Genomic DNA, 20,296 nt, shown 5'->3' with positions numbered 1-20,296 from the left:
ATGTTCATGATTAAATCATAATAAGTTATTAGAGGGATTTGTTTGTATTTAGTATCCAAAATTGAGGACACGGTGCGGGTCCCACCCCACCGGTTCGAGGAGCCCCTGCGGGAAGTGGCCGCCGAGATCCTTAACGAAAACTACATGGGAAAAATTGACAAGAAAATGGGTCTGATGGTCACCGTCAAGGAGATCGAGGACATCGGTGTGGGCCGGGTCATCATGGGAGACGGAGCCGCCTACCATGATGTGGTGTTCACCGCCCTGTTCTACAAACCGGAACTCCACGAGATCGTGGTGGGAGAGGTTATAGAAGTCACCGACTTCGGTGCCTTTGTGCGTATAGGCCCTATGGATGGCTTGGTACACGTTTCCCAGGTCACCGACGATTACATTAACTACGATGCCAAGAGAGGTGCCCTTCTGGGTAAGGAATCCAAGAAAAGCCTGGAGGAAGGAAACCATGTCCGGGCCCGGATCGTGGCTTTGAGCCTTAAAGAAAGATCCTCCGAAACCAAGATCGGTCTCACCATGAGACAACCCGGACTAGGTAGACTGGAATGGATCCAGGAAGAGAAAGATAAAGCTAAAAAGAAGAGGAAGAGTTAAATGGTTACCAAAGCCTGTACCAGGTGTCACCGTATTGTGGAGGGTGACCTGTGCGAAGTATGCAACCTGGTTACCTCCAAGAACTGGAGTGGTTTTCTGATTATAGTAGACCCTGAGAAGTCACAGATATCCCGGGACCTCAAAATCCAAGAGGCAGGAGAATATGCCCTGAGGGTTCGTTAGTGTTAGTCCTTAAAAAAGCCTTAAGATCAGAGTTTAAAAAACCTATAGGTACCCTTTATCCATCCCTGGATGATGCCCAGGATTTTCTGGCCTCACAAAAACCGGATACCCTCCTGGTTTCGGTGGGTGATGTCACCACCCGGAACCTACAGGAGCGGGGACTGATCCCCCACTTGGGGATCATCGACAACCAGGTGGAAAGAAAACCAGCCCAACACGACATAGTCTACGATAATGTAACCCTGAAGGCGGACAACCCCGCTGGTTCGGTGACCCGTGAGTTGTGGAATACCGTGAAGCAGGGATTTCAGTTGATAAAGGCCGGATACCGCGTTCTGATCCTGGTTACAGGTGAAGAAGATCTGGCGGTTATACCCGGTGTAATTCTAGCCCCACCCGGATCACTGGTATTTTATGGCCAGCCCGGAGAGGGTGTGGTGATCTGTGAAGTTGACCGTGTGCGAGATAAAGTAATTAAGATGAAAGAGATGTTAGAGGAGGAATAAGATGGAAATTGATATTAAAGAGAAAGTTGAAAATCCACTTCTAAACCGGACAGAGATAAGTTTTGACTGTCTGTATCAAGGAGAAGCTACTCCAAAAGTTTTAGATGTTAAAAACCGACTGGTTGCAGTTTTAAATGTGGATAAGGATCTTCTGGTAGTGGATAAGATGAAGCCCAGCTACGGTGAAGGCCGCTCAGAAGGCTACGCCAAGCTGTACGACTCTCTTGACAATCTTTCCCGGGTGGAAAGGGACCACGTAGTGGCCAAGAATCAGGAAAAAGCTACAGAAGAAAGTGAAGAAGAATAAAAAACCCTTGAGGATTTAACATGAAAAAGTACCAGCTTTACGAAGTTAAAGATAACAAACTCGTCCGTAAAAATCCGGAGTGTGTGCGATGCTCCCACGGAGTCTTCATGGCTGACCATGGAGACCGCTACACCTGCGGTAAATGCGGATACACCCAATGGAAAGGTAAAGAAAAGAAATAGGTTGGATTAGTTTTGAACTTGAGGTCCGGAAGGTTTAAGGGCAGGATGACCAGCGACGCGGCTAGTTACACTTCGTCCCTGGAATTTGACCATCGGATTTTCGGGGCTGATATAAAGTGCAACCTGGCCCACACCCTCATGCTCCAGGAGGAGGGTATCATCTCCCCGGAGGATGCCCAGGCCATTATAAAGGCCTTAAAAACGCTGGAGGAGGATGGTCTAGAGGCCCTGGAGCTGGACCCTTCCGTGGAAGATATCCATATGGCAGTGGAGAACTACGTTACCCGCAGGATTGGAGAAAAAGCGGGTTTCATGCACACCGCCAAGTCCCGTAACGACCAGGTGGCCACCGACCTCAGAATAGCCCTCAAAGAAGAGATACTAGTCATAATGGAGGGCCTAGTTACTTTTATTCAGGATATAGTGGAGATGGCCCAGGGAAATCTGGAGACGCTCATGGTGGGCTACACCCACTTGCAGCACGCCCAACCCACCACCTTCGCCCACCACCTTTTATCCTACTCCCAGGCACTTAAAAGGGATTACCAAAGACTGGAGGATGCCTACAAAAGGGTTGATCTTTGCCCCCTGGGCGCGGCAGCCCTGACCACCACTAGTTTTCCCATCAACCGGGAGCGCACCGCCCAGCTTCTGGGATTCTCCCAGATCCTGGAGAACTCCCTGGACGCGGTGAGCAGCCGGGACTTCATCACCGAAACCGTAGCGGCCCTGGCCCTTCTGGGTATCACCCTCAGCCGCATCTGCGAGGAACTCATCATCTGGAGCAGCTACGAGTTTGGTCTGCTGGAAATTGGGGATGAATATTCCTCCACCAGCTCCATAATGCCCCAGAAGAAGAACCCCGACGTGGCGGAGGTGGCCCGGGCCAAAGCCACGAGCATCCAGGGGGAACTGGTCACCATCCTCTCGGTAACCAAGGCCCTGCCCCAGAGCTACAACCGGGACTTGCAGGAAGTAACTCCCCATCTGTGGAAGGCCACGGACACCGCCCGGGACACCCTGCAACTGGTGCATGAGATGCTGTCCTCGGTGAAGTTCAACCAAAAACGGGGAGCGGAATTAGCCGCTGCCAACTTCTCCACTGCCACGGAACTGGCTGACCTCATGGTCCGGGAGAAACAGCTGCCCTTCCGGGTGGCCCACCAGATCGTGGGCCGGGTGGTGAGTACCGCCCTGGAAGAAGGCTTGAGGCCGGATGAGATCACCTCCCATTTTCTAGACCAGATCTCCCTGGAAGTAATCGGTGAGGCCTTAGATATAGGGGAGGAACTGGTAGAGAAGGCACTGAACCCCCTGGAAGTGGTTAGAAGCCGTGAAGTGCCCGGCGGACCAGCCCCCATCATGGTGCAGGAGTGTATCCAGAACCTTAAAAACTGGATGAAAAATAAGTAACCATATCTGAATTATTTTCTTTTTAATCTGCTTAATTGACTTTCTTTTGACTATCGGCCTCTAATGAGTTTATTTTGAAGTTTATCCATCTTCCTGGCTTGTTTGACCTGTTTTTCCAGATCACCATCTTCGATGACCACTGATCCTCGGTATCCGCATTTAGAACAGCGCCACAGCGACATCTGAGGATCGATCCACTTGATGTTCCGGGAACCGCACTGGGGGCAGGAATGCTTTTTTACCATGCTGATTCCTCGGCTTCCTTTTCAAGAAATTTTTTCCGGATCTCAACGGCCAGTTCTTCGTCCTCGATGATCACCGCCCCGTGATAGCCGCAGTCCATACAGTCCCAGATGGATCCCATCTGGGGTATCAACCATTTTATATTATTCGAACCACAGCGGGGACAGTATTTACCATGTCTTCTCAAATCTATCACTTTTTTGACTACTTTCATCCATATGGTGCAGCTATCTTCATCATATGGTGCCTTAATAAATACTCTTCAACAACCTATATAGTGCTCTTTTTACAAAAATATAGGCATGGAGAAAGAAAATATTCGTCAGATAATAGGCATCGCCGCCATTATAATCGGGATCCTCCTTTTCATATATCCCCAGCTGGTGGGTTACTTGGTGGGAGTGTTCCTCCTGGCCTATGGTATAGTGGAGCTTATTAAATAAGGCGCATGATCATATCCAGAGCCTCTCCCGGCTCCAGAACTCCGGCCCGGGTTTCCCTTTCAATACGCTGGATGGAGTAACGGCGCATGGAGGGATGTTTCTTTTGCACTTCTTTGAGTAAGGGGCAGCCATAGCCATTCTTCTTCTCCACCCCCCAACTGCGGGCTATACCTTTAACTTCGCCCTTAGTAGCGGATAAGAGGGCGGGAAGATTTATTCGGAGAATATTATCCTCCCAGATGAGGGAGTCGGCTCCGGTGGATAACAGGTCCCCGTAGAATAAAAACTGGGCTTCCATCTTTTGGGCGTAGCTTAACACCGTTTTTTCGATTAACTTGGAACACCGACCGCAGGGATGGAAGCGACCCTGCAGGGACTCCTGGATCACTTCCTCCATGGATAGTGGCAGATACTCATGTGGCACCTGGAGCTTCTGGGTTAGGTGCTCCACACTAGTTTTAAAGTACCCGGGCAGGATGATGCTCCCGGGGTCCACGGTAACCGCCCGGGGCTGAAAACCCAGGATATCAGCCATTATCAGGGAGAAGCTACTATCCACACCACCGGAGAGGGCTACCACCGACGGGGGAGAGTCTGCCTGGACTTCATGGTTTTCCAGCAGGGATGCCAGGGCGTAGGGCATTTCGATACGTTCCTCCAGCAAATGTACCAGGCTGTTGAGGGCCGGGCTGTGGAGAGTTGATCTGATTTGATTCAGCCGTTCCCGGGCCAGTTCCATGCGGTACCGGCGTACCATGAGGTCGGTGTAGGCCTCCACATGGACTCCACTGATTTTTAATTCTTCTTTAAGACGTCCAGCCACCCAGCCACCCTTCCCTATGACGGTGGATTTGCCCGGTCGGTCGCTGGTTATTATCACCAGTTCCCGGGACTTCTCATTCCACACCACATCCCTGATATCCGGTTCAACATCCTTATGGCCAATATCATATCGGATGCGGGATATGAGCTGTTTTATACGGTCCTTATCTAGGTATTGATCCATATTCATTTTCCTTAAATTTATTCTCTAACCGGTATTATATCCTGCGGTAGAGGGCCACCATCTGGAAACTGGCCACCCGCTGGTATCCGGGTAGGTCTGGTTTGGGATTGCTGAGGCTGTCCACGTAGTAATCCACGTCCTGTGACTGCAGGTAACCGGCGAAGTCCTCCGGTGTCCTGTAAAGTCGGGGAAAGGCCCCTTTAACGTCTTTTTTAAGGTACCAGGACATGGCACTGGAGTAATCCGAGGCGATAACCTTATCCCGGTACTGGGGGTCCTGTTGGGTTATCCAGTCACTGGCATCCTCCAGGTAGACCACAAACACCTTCTGGGGGGTGTGCCCGACGAAGGTTATGGTGGTGGAGCCCAGAAAGACCAGGACCAGGGCCAAATAAATCCATTTAGATTTTAAAACGGGTTTCCTGGTACTGAGGGTGGTTAGAAGTTCACTCACGCCCAGGATCAGGAAGTAGGCCAGGGCCGGGGCCATGGTAATGAAGTAGCGGTCCACCTTAATGGGCAGAATGCTGTGGAAGATGAGGTAGGACAGAAACCAGGACAGGAACAAAAAATCCAGGGCCAGATGTTCACTTTCTTCAGCCTGAAGGGATATGCAGGCCAGGTAACACAACAAGAACACCAGAACCACACTTATCAGGTAGCTGACTTGTTTGAAGCTTAATACCAGGACGACCAGGAGCAGGATAAAGCTGAGGGATCGAAGTACCAGTCCACGGGTAACTGTTAATCCGGTGACGCTGGACTTCAGTATACGGTATGAGTACAGGAAGAGGCCGGATCCTCCTAAGAGCAGGGCCAGGTAGGCCAGGGGGGAGGGGTAACCCCGGGAGGGGTTTAGTAGAGTGGAGTAGGTGCCCTGGAAGGGTGTCAGGGAGATGTAGTTAGGCACGTTCTGCAGGTAAAACCACAGGTTGGGATTGTAGGCCACATCATCTGCCGCTGCAGGGGAGGTGGTGGCGGTGGATACCAGGAGGTTCCAGATCACATCCAGACTGCCCATATGAGTGTAGAAATACCATAACAGGGGGAAGGTCAGGACCAGGGTCACCAGCAGGCCGGTGGATAGGCTCTTCAGATTTCGCCGGTGCTGGTCCTTCACCAGGAAGTAGAGAAGGAGAGGTACCACCATCAATCCCGCGGTGTAACGGGTTAAAACCGCCAGAACTAGGGTAGGGGCCACCAAGTACAGGAGCCTGGGCCGGTCCTCACTGCCCTTCACCAGGAAGTACACCGACCAGATGGAGATGGACACCGCCGGGACATCAATACCCCCGGAGGCGGTCCAGGGTAAAAGCACCGCCAGGGACAGGTACAACACGCAGCCGGCGAAGCTGACCAGTTCACTGAACCGGGTTTTGAAGAGGTAGAAGAGGCCCATTACTCCGGCTACAAATAGCACAGCGTCCAGGGCCATGATCACCGTGGAAGATAGCAGTCCCAGCCGGAAGAATAGGGAGGTTAAAAAGGGTAAGACGGGTGAGAGGGAGATGGTCCCGGCTCCGGGTCCTTCCAGGCCAGCAAAATATAAGGCGTTGTTTAGGTAGTTAAACACATCCCAGTAGGGGACCCCGATGCGTACCTGGACGCTTAAGACGTAGAGGGTAACTGCCAGGGTGAGGAGCATCAACCAGAAACTGTACTGTCCGGATAAGGCCCTTAAATTCTCCTGGTAACTGTGGTTCACAAGCCATCACACTCAAATTTGGTTATTAAAGATAAGAATTTCTATTCCCGGAAGTAGATTCCCACCAGCTGTCCCTGGTCTAAAAGGTGTCTATCCATGGCCTTAAGTAGTTCTTGATGTTTGGAACCGGCCGGCAGGTCCAGCATGGTGTCCAGGAGGTAGATTTTGAAAAAGTAGCGATGCATTCCACGAGAAGGGCAGGGACCCCGGTAACCAATGGCACCCCAACTATTAACACCCTGCAGTGCCCCGTTTTCCAGTTCTTCCCTTCCCATTATATGTTCCGGGAGGCTGGGGGTCTGGGGGGGAAGGTTGAAAATAATCCAATGGGTCCAGATACCAGTAGGGGCGTCGGGGTCATCACAGATAATGGCCCAGCTTTCTCCTTCCCGGGGAGATTTCCATTCCAGGGGGGGTGAAATATTAAGATCATCACAGGTATAACGGAGTGGTATAAGGCCCCCTTCTGAAAATGCAGAGCTTGTTATGGTTACAGCCATCTGAATCACCTTATATTCGTTTTGTTAGTAGGACTACTACATGTTATGTTGCTTTTGTTACTTATAAAGAGTTAAGAGTCAGATGCTTTCGGCATGGATTTTATAAAGTTACGTAGTCAGAGGCCATATTGGAGTGAAAAAATAAGCCCCAACCCCTATGGTGTAATGTGATTTTCAAGATGGACATGTTTGGATTAACCACGGATTAATAACCTAAAAAACAACATACTTAAATACTAGATGGTCCTAATAGAACAATGAGGTGGTTTTAATGACCGAAATACCAATTGCCCCTGTAGGAAGAATAATAAAAAATGCTGGCGCACAGAGAGTCAGTGACGAAGCCCGAGACGAATTAACCAAAGTATTGGAATCTCTTGGCGAAGATATTGCTTTTGAAGCCGTTAAACTGGCTAAACACGCAGGCAGAAAGACAGTGAAAGCATCAGACATTGAAATGGCTCTCAAAGTCTTGATGTAACTTTTTTCTTTTTTTATTTTAGTTTTTATTATTTTTTAACCGTTATTAATCCCCGGTTAGGGGGTGGATCTTATGGAGTCCAGGGATAAGCTTAAGTTGGTGGTGATAGCCGCCCTTATGGTGGCCGGAGTTGCCGTCGTGATCTACCTGGCCTACGGTCTCACCATCATCTGGCAGGGAATGGCCGCCGGAGTAACGGTGGGTTTCCTACTGGTACTCCTATTTATCGCGACCATACTGGTCATCTATTTCTGGATCAGAATCTTCCTACTCAGAAGGGAACTCCAGAAGTGCCAAACCCGGGTGGATGATTTAGAACACAGATTGAAGTCTAAAGAGACAGTTAAAAAGTCAGGAAAAGAATTTTAGGTTGATCATATACTGCGAGTTTTAGATTTTAACTCCCCAACTAATATTAGATGTAAGTTACAATCTTAATCTACATTTCCAATTACTCTAGGGGAATTAATATTCTCCTAATTCTCCTATTTAAGGGGGCCAAACACTCCCAAGAGAAGTTTAAGGTTTTGAAATTCATGACCCGCATAGCCATACTAGACCATGATCGCTGCCAGCCCAAGAAGTGCCACTATACCTGTATGGAGTACTGTCCCGGGGTGCGCATGGAAGAAGACACCATCACCATTGACCAGAAGACCAAAAAACCATTAATATCCGAGGAACTCTGTTCGGGTTGTGGTATCTGCACCAACCGCTGCCCCTTCGGCGCGGTGAGTATCATCAACCTTCCGGAGGCCCTGGATGAGCCTATCCACCGTTACGGGGCCAACCAATTCGAACTTTTCGGCCTGCCCCAGGTGAAGGAGGGATCGGTGGTGGGTATGCTGGGCCCCAATGGTATCGGTAAGTCCACCATACTACGCATCCTCTCCGGGGAGCTGAAGCCCAACCTGGGCAACTACCAGGAGGAAAGTTCCTGGGATGATATTATAAAGTTCTTCAAGGGCAGTCAGATGCAGAACTACTTCCAGAAACTGTCCCAGAATAAGATCGATGTGGTGCACAAGCCCCAGATGGTGGACATGCTCCCCCGCTTCGTGGAGGGACTGGTGCATGAACTCCTGGAGAGTGTGAACCAGCGACGTCGCCTGGAGGAGGTAGTGGAGGCCCTGCAACTGGACACGGTGATGAACCGGGAGATAGCCAACCTCAGTGGGGGAGAACTGCAACGGGTGGCCATCGCCGCGGCGGTGCTAAGGGATGCTGATTTTTACTACTTCGACGAACCCACCAGCTGGCTGGACGTTCGGCAACGTCTCAACGCGGTGCAGGTGGTGCGGCAGCTGGCCGAGGATGGTAAGTCGGTGCTGGTCATCGAACACGACCTGGCTGCCCTGGACGCCCTGTCCGACTACGTGCATCTGCTCTATGGTCAGCCTGGAGCCTACGGGGTGGTCTCCCATCTGCGGGGTGTGCGGGTGGGTATCAACGCCTACATCAATGGATTCCTCAAGGAGGAGAATGTGCGCTTCCGTAAGCAGCCCCTGGAATTCCAGGTACGGCCCCCCAGTGTGGGGGTTCAGGCCGAGGTCCTGGCCTCCTACACCAGTCTGAAAAAGTCCTATAAAGGGTTCTCCCTGGAGGTGGAGGAGGGAGAGGTGCAGCACGATGAGATCATCACCGCCTTCGGGCCCAACGGTATCGGGAAGACCACCTTCGCCAAGATGCTGGCCGGGGTGGTGAAGCCCGATACGGGTAAGATTAGAAAGAACGTGAAGATATCCTACAAGCCCCAGTACCTGGTCTCCGACTACAGTGGTACGGTTAAGGAGTTTCTCTACACCACGGTACCCAGCTTCGGCAGCAACATCTTCCGCACCGAGATCATGAAGCCCTTCCTCCTGGAGGATCTTCTGGAGAAGAAGATGGATGAACTGAGTGGAGGTGAGCTGCAGCGACTGTCCCTGGCCATTTCCCTATCCCAGGAGGCAGATGTGTACCTCTTCGACGAGCCCACAGCCCACCTGGATGTGGAGCAGCGTATCCGGGCCGCCAAGGCCATCCGCCGGGTTACGGAGAGTAAGAATGCCGCGGCCATCATCGTGGACCACGATATCGTGTTCATCGACTACATCAGCCAGCGGGCCATGGTCTTCTCCGGGGAGCCCGGAGTAGAGGGTTATGCCTCCACCCCCATGGACCTGCGCTCGGCCATGAACCGCTTCCTCTCCGAGGTGGGAATTACCTTCCGCCGGGATAAGGAGACCAAACGTCCCAGGGTGAACAAGCAGGATAGCTACCTGGACCGGGAGCAGAAGGAGAAGGGAGAGTACTACTATCTGAAGAGTTGATGGAAAAACCATACCTAAACTATTCCAAATACATCGGTGCACCACCCCGGGAGTTTAAATGTAACTTCCTTGAAATTAATGAGATGTTGATGGGATGGGTAGAAAGGTTGAAATGTTAAGTAAAGGCATCATAATCAGGCCCTTTGGTTTAGAAGATGTGAATTTCATAATAGCTGGTCAACTTGAATTATATGAAAGGGGTATGGCTTTACCTCCCACATCTGGAAAGAGTATTTAAAGGGTGGAGTACAGGATCTTGTAAATCAATTTGATGAGGAAAAAGATGGTATCTATATTCTTGAATATGATGGAGTTCCATCAGGATGTGCTGCTGTTAAGCACGTAGATGAAGTGACAGCTAAATTCAGATTCTTTTTTTTGAACTCGGAACTGAGAGGAGTAGGTGCCGGGCATAAACTTCTTGATATGGCCATTGATTTTTGTAAAGAAAAAGGGTATAAGCGGATATTTTTGTGGACGTTTAGTACCCTGGAAGCTGCAAGACATTTGTATAAAAGTAAAGGGTTTAAGATTACAGAGACTCAAGAAAATAATGAGTGGGGAACAACCATTTTAGAGGAACGATGGGAGATAAATTTATAAATAAGGCCCATTCATGTAAAAGGTAATTTTATAACAATCTATTAGTCTAAAGCCCATAGTAACTGTGAATACCTAGTTCTCTTAAAACACCAGCTGCGGAATCACCTAATTTATCAAACTCATTTTCTTCGTATATTTTTATAAGTAATTTTATGGCCTGGGAGTCACCTATCTTTCCCAGTGCACTGACCGCTGTTTCACGTAGGAGGTATTGTTCGTTTTTGTCTAATGCTACTGCTCCTAATGGTCCGTTTGCCCCTGGATCTCCAATATTTCCCAGGGCATAGGCGGCAAATTCACGTGTATCATCTCGGTAATTGCCCTGTAATATCTTCATCAGGGGGTCTGTGGCCTGGGGATCACCAATTTCTCCTAGATTAAGAATAGTAAGAATATCTTCAGGATCCCTTTCTAATGCTTTAATTAATTGCTCCAGTTTCTGTTCAGAACGACTTTTCACTTGGTTATGCCCCCTAAACATGGCAAAAGTTGATGATAATCCACATTTACATCTTAGTATTTAATATTTTTCCGGCCATGAGCGAAAACAGGGTTTTTTTCATTGTAGGGAGTCCAGTAACTGAACCATGAGGTGATCATCTTCTACATTGCCATACATATCATAGTAATTCCCATTTTTATAGAAGAGGTAAGTATAGAGAGTTATATTTCCATTGGTATGGATGTATTGATAATAGGACACCCCTCCCGAATTTTCTAACTCATATTCTAGTTGCCATTTGGACTCAGCTTCATCTTTAGCTTTGATATATTCGGATTTATCCATAACCTGGATGAAAATACCATAATTCTGTGGATCCACTGGATTAGCAGTGTTTATTTGTACACTATATGAATTATCGAGCTCGGTAACAGTTAAGTTGGGCGGGTACTGGAATGATAGGTGGGAATTGTTGAAGGTTTTATATCCTGCCGTGTCCTGACATACCGATGACGATGTTGTGTCTTCCTGGGATAGAATAAGTCCGATTCCAAAAAGAACAGCCATTAAGAGACCGAAGCCCAGAAGAATAGCTAAAAAATTAAATTTCATCACTTGAACCCGCTACTACCTTTACATACTGAATAGTTCAGAATCCCCAAAAAAATAGTGGGAAATTTATTCATTCCCGGTTAACTCATCCATCCCTTCCAGGAAGCAGTCCGCGAAGTATTCCACCTCGTGTTTGGGTATGGAAAAGCTCACCCGTAGGTAACGGTGTCCAAAGAGTTTACTGGTGTAGGAACCTTCCCTGGCGAATATTTTCTTTTCTAAGAGGTAATCCACCAGATCATGGGGTTTAACCCCGGCTTCATACATGTCGATGACCAGCATATTCCCATCGGAGGGGTAGACTGGTATGAAACAACCATCCACCAGGTCCACCGCTTCTTTAATGATGTCCTGGTTGGAGCGGGTGGTGTCCTTAATCCGGTCCAGCCATTCATATTTAGAGTTAACCGCAGCTATGGCGCCCTTCTGGGCCACCACGTTGGTACCCAGATCGTTGATGACGATGGTGCGCAGGGAGTCGATCATCTCTGGGGTGCCAAGGACTGCACCCACCCGCAGACCAGCCATGCCGTAGATCTTGGAAAAGCTGTACACGGTGATGGTATGTTCCGGGGCGTAGTTGGCCATGAGATGATGATTCCTTGCAAAATCACGATAGGTGATGTCATGTAACAGGTAGATATCATGATCCTCGGCCAGATCCGCGAAGTCCTTTAACTCCTCCTTGGTGTAGGATGATCCTAAGGGATTCAAAGGATCCACCAGGGATACCAACTTGGTATCTTGGTCCATGTTCTCCCTTACCAGCTGGGGAGTGAGCTTGTAGTGGCACTCCGGGTTGTAGATGGGGATGGACTTCACATGGTCCCCGAAGCGACTGGCGAAGTTATCGATGATAAGATATCCCGGGTCACAGGTGATGGTGTTGTTCTCGGGTTCCAGGATGTTGTTGGTGCATAGGTACAGGGATTCAGTCCCCCCGGCAGTGATGAGTATGTCAAAGCCATGGGTAAGTCCCAGATCCTCTTGTACCAGGTCCTTCAATTCCGGGAATCCCTCTGGTGGGGGATATTTACAGTAATCCTTCTTCTTGATACTTCCCAACATGGCCTCCATGATGCCATCTTCCTCATGGAGATGGTTGGTGTTCTGACCCATCCAGATCATGTCCTGGTCATTGTAAACGTAATTGAAAAACTCGTTGGCAGAATGAAATCCCTTTGGCAGTGCCTTGGCAGATTTAGCATATTTTTTTGGTGAAATCATGATCTCACATACATTAGATTTTGATCCGGGAAAAAATAGAGTTATCCCTCATTAAACCTCCCTTAGTGAGGTTAGTTAGAATTTTATCTTATTTCTAGTGGACAATCATTTAAAATTATCTATTGTAACCCGGAGTCCACGATCCGGAAACGGGTCTGCAGGCCCTCCGGCCGACTGCGGTGCCTTTTTAAAACAGCAAAACGTTCCCCGTTAAGGTCTCCCCGGGCCAATTCTACCATGATCTTGCTGCGATACTTGAGAATGGTACCTCCCACTGGTTCCACCATTCCATCCCCATCGAAGCGAGAGTAGACATGGTTGGTGATGACCACCGCCACATTAAAGCGCCGGGCGATCCTCAAAAGCAGGCCCATCTGCTTACCCAGTTCCTGGTTAAGACTGAAGGAATCCCCCTCCTTAACCCGGTACAGGGCCACCGCCGAATCCAGGACTAACAAGTCAGCCTTCTCACCGGACTGGAACATTTCCTCGATCCTTTTCAGGACCTGGTCCTGCTCGGAGAAGGTAGAAGGTTCGAAGACCAGGATCCGGCTGGCCACCTCCTGGAAGTCCGGGCCGGAGATCTGCTTCACCCGTTCAATGGACAGTCCCCCCTCGGTGTCCACGAAGATGCTTCTTTTACCATTCCGGGCACATTGTACGGCTAGATTAAGGACTATATTTGTTTTTCCTGAGCCGGGGGGTCCGTAGAACTGGGTGATGCAACCCTTCTCCACCCCACCCCCTAGTAGTCTGTCCAGGGGGGATGCGGTGGAGATCTTGTCGTTGGCAGAGATGTGGGATAGGTCCTTCAATATGATACCTCAGTATTATATGGTACGGGATTATTTATTATTTAACCCTAATCTATGGAACTATGGCCACGGCATCTATTTCAACCAACCAATCAGGATGGCCCAGTCCCGCTACAAATAAAACAGTTATGGTGGGATAGACTTGATTATCTCCCCATATTTGCTGGAAAACCTCGAATCCATCCTGGGGGTTTTGTCCCTGAACCAGGTAAATGTTGAATTTAACCACATTCTCCAGTTTGGCATCCGATTTTTCTAAAACTTTCAGGATGTTGGTTAAAACCTGCTTTGTCTGTTTTTTAAGACTATCCTTGCCTATTAGGTTTCCTTTTTCATCAATTGCGTTTTGTCCACCGATATAGATGGTGCGGTGACTTCCAGTGACGGATATGGCATGGGAATACCCGCGGGGTCGGGCCATGTTATGGGGGTTGATGTAATCTATTTTCACCATGTTAAAATCTCCTTTTCATTCCCAACTCTGGTACTTCTAGAGATTGAAGATCCTCTACTCCTGCGCCGGCACGGAGTATCTCCAGGGGCCAGGAGCTTAGATCGATAACTGTGGAGGGGGACCGGTTACCATCCCCCCCGTCCAGGTAGAGGTCCACCTCCTCCTGGAAGAGTTCTACTAGTTGATCCACCCGGATGGGGGGCTCCTCACCGGAGAGGTTGGCGCTGGTGGTGGTGATGGGAAACTCTAGGGCTAACTCCCGGCAGACCGGGCTGTCCGGGATGCGGACTCCGATCTTATCCGACCCCGCACTTAGTGAGTCCGGGATATGATCTTTCTTTTTCAGGATAAGGGTGTAGGGGCCGGGGAGGAGATTTTTGGCTAACTTAAGAGCATCACCTTCCAAGTAGGCCACCCTTTCTAGGTCCTCCACCCGGCCCAGGCAGATGGACAGGGGTTTATCCTGGGACCTTCTTTTGATCCTGTACACCCGTTTCACCGCTTCTTCCCGGAAGATATTGGCCCCCAGGCCGTACAGGGTGTCGGTGGGGTAGACCACCACCCCTCCCCTCCGGAGGATGTTCCGGGCCATTTGTATCTTCTCCGCTTCCGGGTGGGTGGGGTTTATTTTAATGCATTTCATAGTTTTCCCATTATTTTGAAAAATCAAATAGAATATTTATGGTTAACGATATATTAAGTCCAGGGATATACTTTCCAAATCCATACCCGGGGGTTTTGCCATTTTACGCGCCATAGAGATGCTCATTCCTGCAGGAAAGACTGAAGAGGCGGTTAAGATTTTGGAGGATCTGAAGGTGGTGGATTACGATTACTCCACCCTACCCCGAGAAAAAGTTCGTTTTAAAATCGTTATCCGGAAGGAGCGAAGCGACCAGATCCTAGAATCCCTGCACCAGAACTTCTCATCCCAGGATGGTTTCCGGATTATCATGACCTCCATAGAGGCCTATCTGCCCTATCCCGAGGAAGATGACAAGAAGAAGAGTTTTGATCTGAAACAGGAGATGATCACCCGGGAGGAGATTTACGTACAAGTGGAGGATATGGCCAGTCTCAACACCATCTACCTTTTGATGGTGGTACTCTCCAGTTTAATAGCCACAGTGGGGGTTATCAACAACAACGTGGCGGTGATCATCGCCGCCATGATCATCGCCCCCCTGATGGGGCCGGGGATCGGCCTGTCCTTCGGACTGACCATGGGGGATAAAAGATTAGTTTTCATGGCCCTGAAGACTAGTGCGGTGGGGATAGTGATCTCCTTCCTCATCTCGGTGATTATGGGCATATTTATGGAGGTAGATCCCACTGTACCGGCCATAATAACCCGCACCAACGTAGGGCAGGGAGGTTTCATCCTGGCCCTGGCCTCGGGCTTTGCCGGAGCCCTGGCCCTGACCACCCAGCTGTCCAGCACCCTGGTGGGGGTGATGATCGGAATTTCGTTGATGCCACCCCTGGTCACCTTCGGCTTACTTTTAGCCACCGGTGAGTACCTCCTGGCCTGGGGCGCCCTCCTGATCTTCCTGGTGAACCTGGTATCCATCTACCTGGCCGCTCTTTTAACCTTCTACGCCGAGAAGATCCAGCCCCTGGAGGAGGAAAAGGTTAAATCAGCCAGAAAAATGGCCAAAATCGGGATAATAATCTTCTTTGTCATCCTAATTCTCCTGTTTGTCGCCGATATCTTCCAGAGCATCCTGTGGTCCTTCTACATGATGCAATTTCCTGGCCTAATCCCCTGAGGTGAGAAAGATATGTTGGATGATGTCCTGGTCTGGCTTGGCCCCCTGATTGCAGTTACCCTCATCACTGGCGGAGTGATACTGGTGATTGTGATCCTCATATCCTGGGTGGATGCCTCCATTATCGAGAAGACTATGGACCTGGTTATTAGTTTTGTGGACAGTTTAATGGGTTTGAGCCCTAACCAAGTATGATAAAAACTGGTTTGATCTATCCCTATGCACCCAAACCAAGTTTGGGCTCTAGTCTTGTAGATAAAAACACTTTCAAGATTTTTTTATAGACTAAAAGAAGTTTATGCCGTGACTAGTTCAGTTTCAATACTGGGTATGCCAATATCGTTGGAAGTGAAGGTGTCCATCGATTGAACCTGTTTCTTATTATGAATAAGCACGTTAATGGCTAATTTGAGGTTTATCGATAATATTACCATATATAATATTACTTATTCAAATTTTAGTATTTCAGAGCTTCCAGCTTTCTTTCTAAAAGTTTTTTATCCCGTATAAGTTCCTTTATGCTTTTCTGAAGTTTTTCAAAGTCCTTAGCAGTTATTACCTTAACTTCCTGGTCCCTCTGGAAAGGATGGCCCTCGGGGAATCCGTCACTGACCCGGGCAGTTAAGACCATCATGTTAGAGTCCCAGGAGACACTGGGGAGTCTCCTTCTTTCTTATCTCGGGGAAGCTCTCAATCTCGGTCTGCACCTGGTACCGGTTCAGGCCGTCTAGTAGTTCCTCCATCCGCTCCAAGTAGTTCTGGGCGTATACGATGCCATCCTCCGGGGTGTAGCCTCGCTGTCCACTCTGCCCATACTCCAAGACGTTACTCACCAGCTGGCGCAGGTGTTTCAGGTCCTGGTAAAAGGCCTCGAACTCCCAGAAGGGAAACACCACCAGATCCTCATGCCTACGAAAGACACCAGTACGGTAGTACTGGGTCCGGTCCTCCTTGTTTATTATCACACTCATTCTCATCACGTTCACCAACCTTCTTGGAGTTGATCCTATAGGGGTGCACCCATTCACCCCTTGTGGTAGAGCGTGTGAGAAGTAAAAAATTATTACCAGATGAAGGTGGAGTATGAGAAAATGAGTAATCCAAAAAGAAGTCTTGGTTATAAAAGAGAGTAGGAAAGAGATTTTATTTTGAAAAAGGAGCTAAGACAGTACAAAAATAACAATGAGTGTGTCTTTGTTGGCTGTGGTGGTTTTAATTAGAAATGCTTGGTGTTAATTTTTTCCAATTGGTAAACCAGTACCAACAAGACACATTAATAGGAATGTCTTTATTAGTAATAAAGTATTCGTTTTTATCCTGAAGGATCATACTTTTATAATAGATCAATATTGGATCAGTATTGAGTAAACTGAGAAAAAGGGTTCAAAAATGACCAAAATAAATTGTTATCCTGGAACGTCAACAGCTTAACTAAGAGGGAGAAGAACGGGCAGTTAGACTGGTTTTATAATGAAAACTTTGATATTCTCTGCCTCCAGGAAACCAAATTAACGCCCCATAAGCGTCCCCCATCATCACAAGATCTTAATGGTTACTATCAATATCATTCGTTTTCTGAAAAAAGTCCAGGATACGCTGGAGTGGGAATATTCACCAGATTTATGCCTTTAAATATTGAAAATAGTTTTAATGGCAACTATGATAGATTTGGCAGGATCATGAAGGCCGATTATGAAGGTTTTACCCTGTTAAATGTGTATTTCCCCCATGAAGGAGCTCCTGATTGTAATCATTACCAGTTTTACCGTGATTTTTTGGATTATGTTAAGGATCTCAAACAAGAGGTCTTAATTTGTGGAGATTTAAACATAGCACACCACGAGAAGGATTTAGAAAATCCCCAGAAAGGTGAAATGGGCTTTAAAAGAGAACAAAGGGATTTTATCGACGAATTGGTAAGCTATGGATATCGGGATACCTTCAGAATCAACAATCTGGAGTCTGGACAATACTCCTGGTGGGGAAATGGTTTTAAATCCAGAGAAGGAAGAAGAGGATGGAGAATTGACTACTTCTTCGCCAGTGAAGGTTTAAAAGTTGCTGATGCATATATCCGAGACGATATTAAGGGTTCTTTAGAATGTGCTGGCTCGGATCACTGCCCCATAGGTGTGGAAATAGAACTCTAAAAGGACAAGATCATGAAATCAATAGCAGAAACCTTCGCCAACCGTTTTGCCCACTGGAACATCACCATACCCGAAGAAAACCTAAAAACCAGAGAAATCGGCTACATCCAGGAAGCAGGCTGGCTCATCCAGTACTGCTTTGGGAAAGATGAGCAGGGTGAATATCTAGATTATTATGCTGCCCACCGGATGACTGATGATTCCCATGTGCATATATACCAGGATGGCCAGGTTGAGCACCTCCCCGCTCTAGATAGTGTTCGTAAAGTCAGCAAGGACCCGGAAGAAGACCAGCGGCTGGAAGAGGAGTACTACAAGCACAATCAGCAGGTGGCCAGGGAGCTGGCCAAGAAGGGTTTCAACAAGTTCACCATTAATATGTTTCTTCATGCAGGGTTGGATAAAAAATGAGGTTTAATGGGATGAATTGATGATTTGAGGAAATTCAAGATATTCTGGAATTAACTTAAAAATAGTAATTTATAAAAAATCTGATGATTTCCTTTCGAATAATTCGCATCCCTGGATACTTCATCTTATATTCTTCTTCTTTCAGTTTTTGTGCTGCAATAAAACCCCAGATGGGTTGTTGCAAAGTTGTCTGGTGCTCGATAATACCTGATCAATCCCCGTAGAATAGAAGAAGTTAATAAATTATTGGAAGAACTGTCCCCTTAAAAAATATTCCTTCTGTAATTTTAACACTATTGACTAACAATACCCTATTCTGCACCAATTCAAACCAACCCTTTAATATACATCAAATTTTAATCACTAACCATAAACTCAAGGTTACCCATCATGCTCAACAAACTACGCCCCCATCTGAAGCGCTACATCGACCCGGTGGCCAAGAAGATAGCCATCAACCCTAACATCATCACCATCATCGGACTGTTGGTGAGTTTAATAGCGGCCTACCAGTTCTCCCAGCAGGATCTGCTGGGCGGAGCTCTCCTCATACTTTTAAGTGGATTTTTTGACGTGGCTGATGGGGCGGTGGCCCGAAATCATGGCCGGAGGACCAAGTTCGGAGGGATCCTGGACTCCACCGCGGACCGCTTTTCCGATGCCTTCATCATCATCGGAATCATACTAGGAGGATACGTGGACTTGATCTGGGGAGTTCTAGCTCTCCTGGCCTCTTTTAGTGTCAGCTACGTACGGGCCCGGGCCGAGGTGGATGGGGTTCCCTGTGATGTGGGAATAGCTGAAAGAGCCGAACGCCTGGTGATCCTGGTGTTGGGGGCCTTACTGGCCTACTTCCTCCAGACAGACTTCATCATGACCCTGGCTGTCTACGTGGTGCTGGTTCTGGGATACTTCACCGTGGCCCAGAGGTTGTATCACTCTTATAAGCAGCTTAACCCCTGATTTTCAATACCTCTTATTTTAAGAAGAAGCTTGGTGATGTGATTATGGATGCCCTGGAACGGATAGATAAGGACCTTAAACTTTTTGAAAAAAATATAAAAGAATTAGAGTCCATAAAGATGGGTGTAAAGGATGAAAAGATTGTGGACATGGCCCGGAGCTATGCCCAGGACACCACCTACTACTTGGAAAAAGAGGATTATTTAACTGCCTTCGGATGCATCACCTACGCCCACGGGCTCCTGGATGCAGTCCGATTGATTAAAGATCTCATCTAAAAGTTAATAGTCCCAGGGAGGATTATTTATGACGTTGTTTGGCCGTGAATCCCGGGTGGAGAAGCACTTCAGAGAACACGCCCAGCTGGTCTACGAATGTGTGCTGAAGCTTCAGGAGCTTATGCCTCTTTTTTATCAGGGTGACTTCGACTCTTTAGAGAAAAAAGTTGAAGAAATGTCCCGCTTAGAACGAGAAGCCGACGAGATCCGTCGGATAATGGAGATCGAATTTTTCAAGGGGGCCTTCCTGCCCTTCGACCGGGAGGACCGGATCATCCTGGCCGAACTGGTGGACTCCGTGGCGGATATCACCCAGGAGGCGGCCTACGGAATCTGCCTCAGCCGGGTGCAGTTTCCCAGCCAGTTCGAGGACGACTTCCGGGAACTGGTGGACTCCGTGTGCGAAACCGCCCGGGTCCTAAAGGAGAGTGTGGAGATGCTGGATGAGGACCTGGCCCAGGCCATAGCCAAGGCCCATGAGGTGGAATCCAAGGAGGAGGTCATGGACCGGGTGGAAAGGCGGATTATAAAGAAACTCTACAATGCCTACCGTAACGGGGACTTCGGCATCCTGAAACTCATCGAACTTAAAAACACCGCCATCCGCCTGGGTAATATTGGGGACCGGGCTGAGGACGCCTCGGACCGGGTGCTGATCATCGTGGCCAAGAGGAGGGGCTAG

At 48.4% G+C, this 20,296-nt stretch carries 33 protein-coding genes; 19 read left to right on the top strand and 14 right to left on the bottom strand.

Features of this window, described 5'->3' with window-relative positions; all coding sequences use genetic code 11:
• The first annotated feature begins 42 nt into the window (after window positions 1-42).
• From rpoE to argH, 6 genes are read left to right on the top strand one after another with little or no spacing between them, the layout of a single operon-like run.
• Window positions 43-609, top strand: a complete 567-nt coding sequence (rpoE, locus tag FGU46_RS08130) for a DNA-directed RNA polymerase (RefSeq protein WP_286473887.1) — start codon at window positions 43-45, stop codon at window positions 607-609.
• A complete protein-coding gene (gene spt4, locus FGU46_RS08125) occupies window positions 610-792 on the top strand; it encodes a transcription elongation factor subunit Spt4 (RefSeq protein ID WP_286473883.1) in 183 nt (60 codons plus the stop codon).
• The gene (locus tag FGU46_RS08120) at window positions 792-1,298 is read left to right on the top strand and encodes a GTP-dependent dephospho-CoA kinase family protein (RefSeq protein WP_286473880.1); all 507 of its coding nucleotides are present in this window, start codon (window positions 792-794) and stop codon (window positions 1,296-1,298) included. Before spt4 ends, FGU46_RS08120 begins: the two co-directional genes overlap by 1 nt.
• A 1-nt stretch (window position 1,299) precedes the next feature.
• A complete protein-coding gene (locus tag FGU46_RS08115; RefSeq protein WP_286473877.1) occupies window positions 1,300-1,605 on the top strand; it encodes a 30S ribosomal protein S24e in 306 nt (101 codons plus the stop codon).
• Window positions 1,606-1,625: 20 nt separating this feature from the next.
• Window positions 1,626-1,787: a 30S ribosomal protein S27ae gene (locus FGU46_RS08110; RefSeq protein WP_286473873.1), complete on the top strand. Its 162-nt coding sequence runs from the start codon at window positions 1,626-1,628 to the stop codon at window positions 1,785-1,787.
• 12 nt (window positions 1,788-1,799) lie between these two features.
• On the top strand, window positions 1,800-3,200 hold the full coding sequence (argH, locus tag FGU46_RS08105) for an argininosuccinate lyase (protein ID WP_286473868.1): 1,401 nt from the start codon (window positions 1,800-1,802) through the stop codon (window positions 3,198-3,200).
• Between the two features lie 50 nt (window positions 3,201-3,250).
• Here argH and FGU46_RS08100 read toward each other — a convergent pair whose 3' ends face one another.
• Window positions 3,251-3,445 carry a hypothetical protein gene (locus tag FGU46_RS08100; RefSeq protein WP_286473866.1) on the bottom strand — a complete coding sequence of 65 codons (195 nt, stop codon included), beginning with the start codon at window positions 3,443-3,445 and terminating at the stop codon, window positions 3,251-3,253.
• A complete protein-coding gene (locus FGU46_RS08095) occupies window positions 3,439-3,657 on the bottom strand; it encodes an eL43 family ribosomal protein (RefSeq protein WP_286473864.1) in 219 nt (72 codons plus the stop codon). Before FGU46_RS08095 ends, FGU46_RS08100 begins: the two co-directional genes overlap by 7 nt.
• A gap of 88 nt (window positions 3,658-3,745) precedes the next feature.
• Between FGU46_RS08095 and FGU46_RS08090 the strand changes: the two genes are divergently transcribed.
• Complete coding sequence (locus FGU46_RS08090; RefSeq protein WP_286473862.1) at window positions 3,746-3,886, top strand: DUF3096 domain-containing protein; 141 nt, start codon at window positions 3,746-3,748, stop codon at window positions 3,884-3,886.
• Here FGU46_RS08090 and FGU46_RS08085 read toward each other — a convergent pair.
• Genes FGU46_RS08085 through FGU46_RS08075 form a run of 3 tightly spaced genes read right to left on the bottom strand, consistent with a single transcriptional unit; the run spans window position 3,879 to window position 7,097 of the window.
• Window positions 3,879-4,892, bottom strand: coding sequence for an ATPase (locus FGU46_RS08085; protein ID WP_286473859.1), 1,014 nt, complete (start codon window positions 4,890-4,892; stop codon window positions 3,879-3,881). The two genes, FGU46_RS08090 and FGU46_RS08085, sit on opposite strands and share 8 nt — an antisense overlap.
• A 34-nt stretch (window positions 4,893-4,926) precedes the next feature.
• Window positions 4,927-6,597: a glycosyltransferase family 39 protein gene (locus FGU46_RS08080; protein WP_286473856.1), complete on the bottom strand. Its 1,671-nt coding sequence runs from the start codon at window positions 6,595-6,597 to the stop codon at window positions 4,927-4,929.
• 41 nt (window positions 6,598-6,638) lie between these two features.
• The gene (locus tag FGU46_RS08075) at window positions 6,639-7,097 is read right to left on the bottom strand and encodes a YbhB/YbcL family Raf kinase inhibitor-like protein (protein WP_286473854.1); all 459 of its coding nucleotides are present in this window, start codon (window positions 7,095-7,097) and stop codon (window positions 6,639-6,641) included.
• 271 nt (window positions 7,098-7,368) lie between these two features.
• Here FGU46_RS08075 and FGU46_RS08070 point away from each other — a divergent pair, with 271 nt between their 5' ends.
• The 5 genes from FGU46_RS08070 (at window position 7,369) to FGU46_RS10895 (ending at window position 10,493) form a co-directional block, all read left to right on the top strand.
• Window positions 7,369-7,578, top strand: coding sequence for a histone family protein (locus FGU46_RS08070; protein ID WP_286473852.1), 210 nt, complete (start codon window positions 7,369-7,371; stop codon window positions 7,576-7,578).
• A gap of 72 nt (window positions 7,579-7,650) precedes the next feature.
• Window positions 7,651-7,947 (top strand): hypothetical protein, encoded by a 297-nt coding sequence (locus FGU46_RS08065; protein ID WP_286473848.1) that lies wholly within the window; start codon window positions 7,651-7,653, stop codon window positions 7,945-7,947.
• Between the two features lie 167 nt (window positions 7,948-8,114).
• Entirely contained in the window at window positions 8,115-9,890 is a 1,776-nt protein-coding gene (locus FGU46_RS08060; protein ID WP_286478404.1) for a ribosome biogenesis/translation initiation ATPase RLI, read from the top strand.
• Between the two features lie 94 nt (window positions 9,891-9,984).
• Complete coding sequence (locus FGU46_RS08055; RefSeq protein WP_286473846.1) at window positions 9,985-10,128, top strand: hypothetical protein; 144 nt, start codon at window positions 9,985-9,987, stop codon at window positions 10,126-10,128.
• Window positions 10,110-10,493 (top strand): GNAT family N-acetyltransferase, encoded by a 384-nt coding sequence (locus FGU46_RS10895; RefSeq protein WP_353619901.1) that lies wholly within the window; start codon window positions 10,110-10,112, stop codon window positions 10,491-10,493. The genes FGU46_RS08055 and FGU46_RS10895 overlap by 19 nt, the downstream gene beginning before the upstream one ends.
• Before the next feature lie 46 nt (window positions 10,494-10,539).
• On the opposite strand, the gene FGU46_RS08045 is transcribed toward FGU46_RS10895, so the two are convergent.
• The 6 genes from FGU46_RS08045 to FGU46_RS08020 form a co-directional block, all read right to left on the bottom strand.
• Window positions 10,540-10,953 (bottom strand): HEAT repeat domain-containing protein, encoded by a 414-nt coding sequence (locus FGU46_RS08045; protein ID WP_286473843.1) that lies wholly within the window; start codon window positions 10,951-10,953, stop codon window positions 10,540-10,542.
• 99 nt (window positions 10,954-11,052) lie between these two features.
• Window positions 11,053-11,547, bottom strand: coding sequence for a hypothetical protein (locus tag FGU46_RS08040; protein WP_286473840.1), 495 nt, complete (start codon window positions 11,545-11,547; stop codon window positions 11,053-11,055).
• 66 nt (window positions 11,548-11,613) lie between these two features.
• On the bottom strand, window positions 11,614-12,774 hold the full coding sequence (locus FGU46_RS08035; RefSeq protein ID WP_286473838.1) for a pyridoxal phosphate-dependent aminotransferase: 1,161 nt from the start codon (window positions 12,772-12,774) through the stop codon (window positions 11,614-11,616).
• A 119-nt stretch (window positions 12,775-12,893) separates the two neighbouring features.
• On the bottom strand, window positions 12,894-13,589 hold the full coding sequence (gene radB, locus FGU46_RS08030) for a DNA repair and recombination protein RadB (RefSeq protein WP_286473835.1): 696 nt from the start codon (window positions 13,587-13,589) through the stop codon (window positions 12,894-12,896).
• 52 nt (window positions 13,590-13,641) lie between these two features.
• Window positions 13,642-14,043: a RidA family protein gene (locus tag FGU46_RS08025; RefSeq protein WP_286473831.1), complete on the bottom strand. Its 402-nt coding sequence runs from the start codon at window positions 14,041-14,043 to the stop codon at window positions 13,642-13,644.
• Window position 14,044: 1 nt separating this feature from the next.
• Window positions 14,045-14,686, bottom strand: coding sequence for an L-threonylcarbamoyladenylate synthase (locus tag FGU46_RS08020; RefSeq protein ID WP_286473829.1), 642 nt, complete (start codon window positions 14,684-14,686; stop codon window positions 14,045-14,047).
• Window positions 14,687-14,804: 118 nt separating this feature from the next.
• On the opposite strand from FGU46_RS08020, the gene FGU46_RS08015 reads away from it, so the two are divergent.
• Window positions 14,805-15,812 (top strand): TIGR00341 family protein, encoded by a 1,008-nt coding sequence (locus FGU46_RS08015; protein WP_286473827.1) that lies wholly within the window; start codon window positions 14,805-14,807, stop codon window positions 15,810-15,812.
• Window positions 15,813-15,824: 12 nt separating this feature from the next.
• Window positions 15,825-16,007 carry a hypothetical protein gene (locus tag FGU46_RS08010; RefSeq protein ID WP_286473825.1) on the top strand — a complete coding sequence of 61 codons (183 nt, stop codon included), beginning with the start codon at window positions 15,825-15,827 and terminating at the stop codon, window positions 16,005-16,007.
• Window positions 16,008-16,108: 101 nt separating this feature from the next.
• On the opposite strand, the gene FGU46_RS08005 is transcribed toward FGU46_RS08010, so the two are convergent.
• Genes FGU46_RS08005 through FGU46_RS07995 form a run of 3 tightly spaced genes read right to left on the bottom strand, consistent with a single transcriptional unit; the run spans window position 16,109 to window position 16,789 of the window.
• Window positions 16,109-16,246 (bottom strand): hypothetical protein, encoded by a 138-nt coding sequence (locus FGU46_RS08005; protein WP_286473822.1) that lies wholly within the window; start codon window positions 16,244-16,246, stop codon window positions 16,109-16,111.
• A gap of 23 nt (window positions 16,247-16,269) precedes the next feature.
• Window positions 16,270-16,446 (bottom strand): hypothetical protein, encoded by a 177-nt coding sequence (locus FGU46_RS08000; RefSeq protein ID WP_286473819.1) that lies wholly within the window; start codon window positions 16,444-16,446, stop codon window positions 16,270-16,272.
• Window position 16,447: 1 nt separating this feature from the next.
• On the bottom strand, window positions 16,448-16,789 hold the full coding sequence (locus tag FGU46_RS07995; protein ID WP_286473817.1) for a hypothetical protein: 342 nt from the start codon (window positions 16,787-16,789) through the stop codon (window positions 16,448-16,450).
• A gap of 426 nt (window positions 16,790-17,215) precedes the next feature.
• On the opposite strand from FGU46_RS07995, the gene FGU46_RS07990 reads away from it, so the two are divergent.
• The 5 genes from FGU46_RS07990 to FGU46_RS07970 all read left to right on the top strand — a co-directional run bounded on the left by FGU46_RS07990 (window position 17,216) and on the right by FGU46_RS07970 (window position 20,296).
• The gene (locus FGU46_RS07990; protein ID WP_286473814.1) at window positions 17,216-17,962 is read left to right on the top strand and encodes an exodeoxyribonuclease III; all 747 of its coding nucleotides are present in this window, start codon (window positions 17,216-17,218) and stop codon (window positions 17,960-17,962) included.
• Window positions 17,963-17,974: 12 nt separating this feature from the next.
• On the top strand, window positions 17,975-18,373 hold the full coding sequence (locus tag FGU46_RS07985) for a hypothetical protein (RefSeq protein WP_286473812.1): 399 nt from the start codon (window positions 17,975-17,977) through the stop codon (window positions 18,371-18,373).
• A 390-nt stretch (window positions 18,374-18,763) separates the two neighbouring features.
• Entirely contained in the window at window positions 18,764-19,336 is a 573-nt protein-coding gene (pgsA, locus tag FGU46_RS07980) for an archaetidylinositol phosphate synthase (RefSeq protein ID WP_286473809.1), read from the top strand.
• Window positions 19,337-19,380: 44 nt separating this feature from the next.
• Window positions 19,381-19,614, top strand: a complete 234-nt coding sequence (locus FGU46_RS07975) for a DUF357 domain-containing protein (RefSeq protein WP_286473807.1) — start codon at window positions 19,381-19,383, stop codon at window positions 19,612-19,614.
• Window positions 19,615-19,642: 28 nt separating this feature from the next.
• On the top strand, window positions 19,643-20,296 hold the full coding sequence (locus tag FGU46_RS07970; RefSeq protein WP_286473804.1) for a TIGR00153 family protein: 654 nt from the start codon (window positions 19,643-19,645) through the stop codon (window positions 20,294-20,296).

Source organism: Methanobacterium sp. CWC-01, from assembly GCF_030323845.1.
GTDB lineage: Archaea > Methanobacteriota > Methanobacteria > Methanobacteriales > Methanobacteriaceae > Methanobacterium > Methanobacterium aridiramus.
This window is presented reverse-complemented; position numbering and strand designations above follow the sequence as displayed.